Origin of the sequence: Roseomonas sp. 18066 (assembly GCF_902706185.1) — a bacterium.
GTDB lineage: Bacteria > Pseudomonadota > Alphaproteobacteria > Acetobacterales > Acetobacteraceae > Pseudoroseomonas.
On the sequence record NZ_CACSJM010000233.1, the window covers coordinates 1 to 6,627 of the forward strand.

General features: G+C 73.2%; 5 protein-coding genes. 2 read left to right on the forward strand and 3 right to left on the reverse strand.

Annotated features, from left to right (window positions below; all coding sequences use genetic code 11):
• Together GVN67_RS27520 and GVN67_RS27525 are read left to right on the forward strand one after the other, a co-directional pair.
• On the forward strand, nt 1-652 hold a 652-nt coding region (locus tag GVN67_RS27520), incomplete at its 5' end, for a GntR family transcriptional regulator (protein WP_160000510.1).
• Between the two features lie 266 nt (nt 653-918).
• The gene (locus GVN67_RS27525) at nt 919-2,535 is read left to right on the forward strand and encodes a diguanylate cyclase (RefSeq protein WP_160000511.1); all 1,617 of its coding nucleotides are present in this window, start codon (nt 919-921) and stop codon (nt 2,533-2,535) included.
• On the opposite strand, the gene GVN67_RS27530 is transcribed toward GVN67_RS27525, so the two are convergent.
• Genes GVN67_RS27530 through GVN67_RS27540 form a run of 3 tightly spaced genes read right to left on the reverse strand, consistent with a single transcriptional unit; the run spans nt 2,528 to nt 6,456 of the window.
• Nucleotides 2,528-2,932: a type II toxin-antitoxin system VapC family toxin gene (locus tag GVN67_RS27530; RefSeq protein WP_160000512.1), complete on the reverse strand. Its 405-nt coding sequence runs from the start codon at nt 2,930-2,932 to the stop codon at nt 2,528-2,530. The genes GVN67_RS27525 and GVN67_RS27530 overlap by 8 nt on opposite strands.
• Nucleotides 2,933-3,169: a type II toxin-antitoxin system Phd/YefM family antitoxin gene (locus GVN67_RS27535; protein ID WP_160000513.1), complete on the reverse strand. Its 237-nt coding sequence runs from the start codon at nt 3,167-3,169 to the stop codon at nt 2,933-2,935. It abuts the gene before it with no gap.
• Between the two features lie 56 nt (nt 3,170-3,225).
• Entirely contained in the window at nt 3,226-6,456 is a 3,231-nt protein-coding gene (locus tag GVN67_RS27540; protein WP_160000514.1) for a S8 family serine peptidase, read from the reverse strand.
• Between the last annotated feature and the right edge of the window lie 171 nt (nt 6,457-6,627).

The window sequence follows — 6,627 nt, forward strand, 5'->3', positions numbered from 1 at the left end:
CGCCCCGGCCGAGCCCGCCCCCGCCCATCTGAGCGGCGAGCTGCATGCCCGGCTGAAGGCCGAGATCGTCTCGCTGCGCTGGCCGCCCGGCACGCAATTGCAGGAGGTGACGCTCGGCCAGCGCTTCGGCGTCAGCCGCACGCCCGTGCGCGAGGTGCTGCAGCGCCTGCTGCGCGACGGGCTGGTCGAACGCTTCGGCCGCTTCTGGCGCGTCATCCGCATGACCGAGGAGGAGGTGCAGGAATTCTGCGAGCTGCGCGAGGCGCTGGAATGCATGGCGATCAGCCTGGCCCTGCCGCGCGACCCCGACTGCCCGGCCGACCTGCAGCGGCTGATCGCGGTGCAGCGCGCGGCGCTGGCCGATGCCGACTTCGACGCCTTCAACGCGCTGGACGGCGAGTTCCACCTGCGCATCGCCCAGGGCGCGCGCAACGCCGCCCTGCTGCAGCAGATCGAGACCATGCATGACAAGGCCTGCCTGGTGCGCGGCATGGAGGGCCATCGGCCGCATTGGCCGGAACGGGTCCTGGCCGAGCATGGCCGCATCCTGAACGCGCTGCAGCGCGGCGACGCCACCATCGCCACCGCCGAGATGCGCTACCACATCCGCAGCGTCGTGGCGCTGCGCCCGCCGCGGCCCGGCATCGCCTGACCAGGGCACCAGGCGCCGGCGCGCTCGATCGCAGCCATTTCCGCCCGCGCCGGGCCCGGCGACTCGGGTGGGCGGCCGCGGCGTGGAGCCGACGGGCATGGCGGCGAGCCGCCCTCCACCCTGGGTTGCGCCACGGCCGGCCGGCGCGGCCAAGCTCAGGCTTGCACGACCGGTTCCGGTCAAGCCGCGCCCCTGCCTGAATAAATCCCGAAGCGCTGCTTGGGATCATTAATAAAGCCGCAGCACTTCTGGCGGCCTGCTGGGCCATGCCCCGCTTCGCCCGCTTCACCGCTGCGATTGCCGACCTGGCGGCCCGGAGGGCCTGCGGGCTCGGCCGGCTCATGGCGCTGCTGCAGGCGCTGGCCTGGCTGCTGCCGGCCGGGCTCAGCCTGGCGCTGCTGCTGCAGGCGGGCGCCAGCGGGCTGGCCCTGGCGCTGGCCGGCCTCGGCCTCGGCGCCAGCGGCCTGGCGGCGCTGCTGGTCTTCCGCTGGGCCATCGGCATCCAGAGCCGGGCGCTGGCCCGCCGCCACGCCCTGCTGGAGGGTATCGCCGCCACCATGGGCCAGGGCCTGGCGATCTGGGACACCGGCAACCGGCTGGTCGCCGCCAACACGCTGTTCCGCACCCAGCTCGACCTGCCGGCGGCGCTGCTGACCGCCGGCCGCCCGGCCGCCGCGGTGGCCCCCGCCATGGCCGCGCGGCTGGGCCCCGAGGCGGCGGCCGAGGCCACCGCCCGCTGCCTGGCGCTGCTGACCGCCGAGCGCTCGCCGCTGGCGCTGACCCTGCCGGATGGCCGGCTGCTGACGCTGCGCGCGCATCCGCTGCCGGGCGGCATCGTCACCACCTGCAGCGACGTCACCGAGGCGCGCTCGGCCGAGGCGGCGCTGCGCGAGAGCGAGGCGCGCTTCCGCCTGATCGCCGAGAATTCCGGCGACGTCGTGGTGCTCAGCGATGTCGACGGCACCCGCCGCTATGTCTCGCCGATGGCCGACCGGGTGCTGGGCCTGCCGCCGGAGGAGGTCATCACCCATGCCCTGACCGATCGCGCCCATCCGGACGATGTCGACTGGGTGGAGGCCGCCGCCATGGCGCTGGCCGCCGGCGACCCCGATGCCGCCGTCACCTACCGCTTCCAGCATCCCGATGGCCGCTGGGTCTGGATCGACCTGCGGGCGCGCACCCACCGCCATCCGGTGACCGGCGCGCCGCTCGGCTATGTCGCCGTCATGCGCGACGCCACCGAGGCCAAGGCCGCCGAGGCGCGGCTGCTCGAGGCGCTGGAGAACATGGAGGAGATGGCCACCACCGACGCGCTGACCGGCCTGGCCAACCGCCGCCGCTTCGAGGAGGCGATGGCGCTGGAATGGCGCCGCTGCGCGCGGGAGGGCCAGCCGCTGTCGCTGCTCGTGCTCGATGCCGACAACTTCAAGCGCTACAACGACCGCTACGGCCATCCGGCCGGCGACACCTGCCTGCGCATGCTGGCCGACTGCCTGTCGGCCACCGCGCGGCGGCCGGGCGATGTCGCGGCGCGCCAGGGCGGCGAGGAATTCGCCATGCTGATGCCGCGCACCGATGCCGAGGGCGCCGCCCTGCTGGCCGAGCGGGTGCGCGCCGCCGTCGCCGCCGAGGCGCTGCCGCATGCCGGCAACCAGCCCGCCGGCATCGTCACCATCAGCGTCGGCGTCGCCACCGTCTATCCGGAGCCGGAGCTCGACGAGCCCGGCGCGCGCTCGGGCGCCGACGCGCTGCTCTCGGCCGCCGACAGCGCGCTCTACGCGGCGAAGATGGGCGGGCGCAACCGGATCTGCGCCGCCGCCCCCGCGGCGGCGGCCGCCCCGGTCCTGGTGCCGGCGATGCCGGTCGCCGTCGGCGCTATGTGACCGCCATCCTCGACACCAGCGTCACCAGCTCGGAATAGGGCGGCAGCAGCGGGTCGGCGGTGTAGAGCCGCACCGGCTCGGCCATGGCCTGGGCCACCAGCAGACGATCGAAGGGGTCGCGGTGCAGCGGCGGCAGCCGGGCGACGCCCAGGGTGGCGGCGGCGCGCACCGGCAGCTCGGTGAAGCCGGTCTCCAGCGCCGCGGCCAGCACCTGGCCGGGATCGACGGCGAAATCCGGCCGGCCGAGCCCGGCCTTGATGGCGATCTCCCACAGCGAGGCGGCGCTGAACAGCACCTCGTTGCCGGCATCCTCCAGGACAGCGCGGGTTGCCGCATCCAGCCGGGCCGGCTCGGCCAGGGCCCAGATCAGCAGATGGGTGTCGAGCAGCAGCCGCATTCAGCCCGCCTCGAACCCGTCCAGCACGTCGTCCGGCAGCGGCGCGTCGAAATCGGCCGGCACGGCCAGCTGCCCGGCCAGCCGCCCGAGCCGCCGCCGCGGCGCCGGGGCGGCCAGCGCGACCAGCCGCGCCACCGGCCGCCCGGCCCGGGCGATCAGGATTTCCTCGCCCTCGGCGGCGGCATCGACCAGGCGGGACAGATGGGTCTTGGCGGCATGGATGTTCACGGTGGTCATGGGCCTGCTCCTTGCGCCGGAGACTAGCCGACGTCAGGCGACTTAGTCCAGCCGGACTAACCAAAGATGACGTGATCCGGCCCCAGCGCGCCGATCGGCAGGCCGAGGAAGGTCACGGTGCCGCCCTGCCCCCCGCTGACACCACCCAGATCGAGCACCAGGTTGCTGCCCTGGCGGGTCAGCAGGGCCAGCACCGCGTCCCAGCTGTCCAGGTCCGGGCCGAAGCCCTCCAGCACCAGCACATCGCCCTGGGAGGGGCGGAAATCACCGAAGCGGTCGTCGCCCTCGCCGGGCGCGACGACGAAGCGGTCGGCGCCGAGGCCGCCATAGACCAGGTCGTTGCCGGCCCCGCCGCGCAGCACGTCGCCGCCGCTGCCGCCGGAGAGCAGGTCATTGCCCGCCCCGCCCCAGAGGATGTCGTCGCCGGCCATGCCGCGCAGCGTGTCGGCGCCGCCCTCGCCGCGCAGCAGATTGTTGCCCCAATTGCCATTCAGCACGTTGGAGCCGTCATTGCCGGTGCCGTCGATCGCCGCGGCGCCGGTCAGCGTCAGGTATTCGACCCAGTCGGGCAGGGTGAAGGACACGCTCGACTGCACCAGGTCGAAGCCCTGGAAGCGTTCCTCGACCACGATGTCGCCGGGGTCGTCGACCAGGTAGATGTCGTCGCCGCTGCCGCCCAGCATGGTGTCGGCGCCGGCGCCGCCGGCCAGCAGGTCGTTGCCCGAGCCGCCCTCCAGCCGGTCGTCGCCGCCGCCGCCATAAAGGCTGTCATCGCCGCCCATGCCCTGCAGCAGATTGGCGCCGCTATGGCCGATGATGCTGTTGTCCAGCCGGTTGCCGGTGCCGCGCGTCGCCGCCAGGGCGGTCAGCGCCAGCACCTCGACCTCCGAGGGCAGGCTGAAATCGACGGTGCTGATGACGCGGTCATCGCCGCCGCCGGGCTGCTCGGAGACCATGTCGCCGCTGTCGTCGACCACATAGGTGTCGTCGCCGGCGCCGCCGCGCATCAGGTCGATGCCGGCGCCACCATGGAGCCAGTCATGGCCGTCGCCGCCCTCCAGCCAGTCGCTGCCGGCGCCGCCATGGAGCAGGTCGTCGCCGCCGCCGCCGGACAGCCGGTCGGGCCCGTCCTCGCCGCGCAGCGTGTTGGCCGCGTCATTGCCGGTGATGACATTGGCGCTGGCATTGCCGGTGCCGTCGATGGCGGCCTCGCCGGTCAGCACCAGGTATTCGACCGAGGCCGGCAGCCGGTAGCTGATGGCGCTGCGCACGGTGTCGTAGCCGGCGAAGGGCTGCTCCTCGACGAGGTCGCCGGGGTCATCGACGACATAGGTGTCGTTGCCCAGCCCGCCCAGCATCCGGTCGGCGCCGGCGCCGCCATCGAGCCAGTCATCGCCGCCGCCGCCCTCCAGCAGATTGGCCGCGGCATTGCCGGTGACGCGGTTGTCGCCGTCATTGCCGCGGCCGGCCACCGCGCCGTCGAGCAGGGTCAGCTCCTCGACATTCTCCGGCAGGGCATAGTCGATGCTCGAATCGACCCGGTCATGGCCTTCACTGGCTTGCTCGACCACGCGGTCGCCGGTGTCGGTCACGCGGTAGAGGTCGTCGCCCAGCCCGCCCTCCAGCAGGTCGTCGCCGAGGCCGCCTTCCAGGATGTCGTCGCCCGCGCCGCCCTGCAGGTGGTCGTCGCCGCGGCCGCCCTGCAGATGGTTGGCCAGGGCATTGCCGATCAGCACGTCGTCGCCGTCGCCGCCGATGGCGTTCTCGATCAGCGTGCCTTCGGCGATGCGCAAGGTGGCGCCGGCGATGCGGCTGTCGCCGCCGAGGTCGATCCAGGAATCGCCCGAGACCGCCGCGGCATTGATCGTGTCGGTCCCCGCCGCGTCGCGCAGCACCGCCCGCGTCGGATCCGCGCTGGCAACAGCCAAAAATTCGTCGGTGTAGATGTGCTGGGTGTCGTCGCTGGCGGCGCTGCCCAGCAGGGTCAGCGACCAGCTGCGCAACAGGCCGGCATTGCCCGCGGCCAGGTCGTCGATGCGCAGCTGCCAGTCACCGCGCGCGGCCTCGCGCAGGAATTGCGTGCTGGCGAAGGTGAAGCGCAGCTGGCCACTGGCCGGGTCGTAGTCGCCCTGGTGCAGCTGGTCGAGCAGCACGCTCTCGGTGCCCGCGGGCGAGACCAGCACCAGCCGCAGCTCGCCGATTTTCGCATGGTCGAGCGACAGCGTCACCTCGGCCCGCTCGACCGCCAGGTCGCGGTCGATGGTGAGGGAGAACACGCTGCTGCCGGCATCCGCCAGGGCCGCTTCCGGGGTGGCGGCGGCGCTGGCCTCCAGCTGATTGGCGCTGGTCGATTGCGCCTGCCAGGTTTCGGCCAGGCGCACGGCGGCGCGGGCATCGATCAGCCCGAAGCCGGCGCGGCGCGAGACATGCAGCCCGCCGCCATTCCAGCCCTCCCCGGCATTGTCGAACCAGCCGGCATTGGCGGCATCGGTGACGCGCGCGGTCAGCGCCAGGATGGCCTGCACGTCGCGCCAGCCGAGCCCGGGATTGGCCTGCAGCATCAGCGCCGCCGTGGCGCTGGCCAGCGGCGCGGCATAGGAGGTGGCGCTGGCCGGGGCCATCACCAGCAGCGCCGCGCCGGGGTTGGAGAAGCCCTGCACCAGCCCCCTGGCGTCGGTGGCGCCGACCAGCAGGGTGTAGCGGTTGTTGGAATAGCTGTGGGTGTTGACGTCGTCGGTGGCGCCATTGTTGCCGGCGGAGCGGACGATGACGGTGCCGAGCCCGTCCCGCCCGTGCGCCACCGCCCCGGCGATGGCCGCCGCCGCGCCGGCATACTCCGCGCGGCCGAAATCGTCGCGGAAATGGTCGCCCGAGCGGCTCCAGGAATTGTTCGAGACATCGACCTGCCATTGCAGGCCGAGCATCTCTGTCTCCTGCGCCACCGTCCGGTCGGCGCGGGCATCGAGGCGGTAGGAGACCAGGGTGACGCCATAGGCCGCGCCGACGCCGCCATAGTTGTTGTTCGCCGCCGCCGCCAGCACCAGCGCGACGCCGGTGCCATGCGAGGTCGCCGCCGCCTCGCCCCCCTTCACCGCCGCCGCCTGCTGCCCGGCGCGCGGATCGACCTGGCCGCCGAGCTCCGGATTGTCGGTGTCGAGGATCGTGTCGATCAGTCCGACCTTGATGCCCTGCCCGGCATAGTCGTCGTAGAGCGGGGTGATGTTGATGCCATGACCCGGCTGCAGCTGCCATTGCGCGGCGAAGCGCGGATCGTTGAAACTGGCCATCGCGGCGCAGCGGCTCCCTGCGGTGTCGGGGGCCAGGGGTACGCCAAGGCGTTAAAGGAATTGGGTGGTGAGACACCCCGATGACGAGGCACCGGGCCGGACGCCGCGCTGGCCAGGCCCGGCCGCAGCGTCTATGCCGGGGGCGCCCCCGCCCGCCCCGGAGACCTGCAT

Coding starts and splice junctions, on each gene's coding strand:
- GVN67_RS27525 (WP_160000511.1), top strand. CDS start 919: ATGCCCCGCTTCGCCCGCTTCACCGCTGCGATTGCCGACCTGGCGGCC.
- GVN67_RS27530 (WP_160000512.1), bottom strand. CDS start 2,932: ATGCGGCTGCTGCTCGACACCCATCTGCTGATCTGGGCCCTGGCCGAG.
- GVN67_RS27535 (WP_160000513.1), bottom strand. CDS start 3,169: ATGACCACCGTGAACATCCATGCCGCCAAGACCCATCTGTCCCGCCTG.
- GVN67_RS27540 (WP_160000514.1), bottom strand. CDS start 6,456: ATGGCCAGTTTCAACGATCCGCGCTTCGCCGCGCAATGGCAGCTGCAG.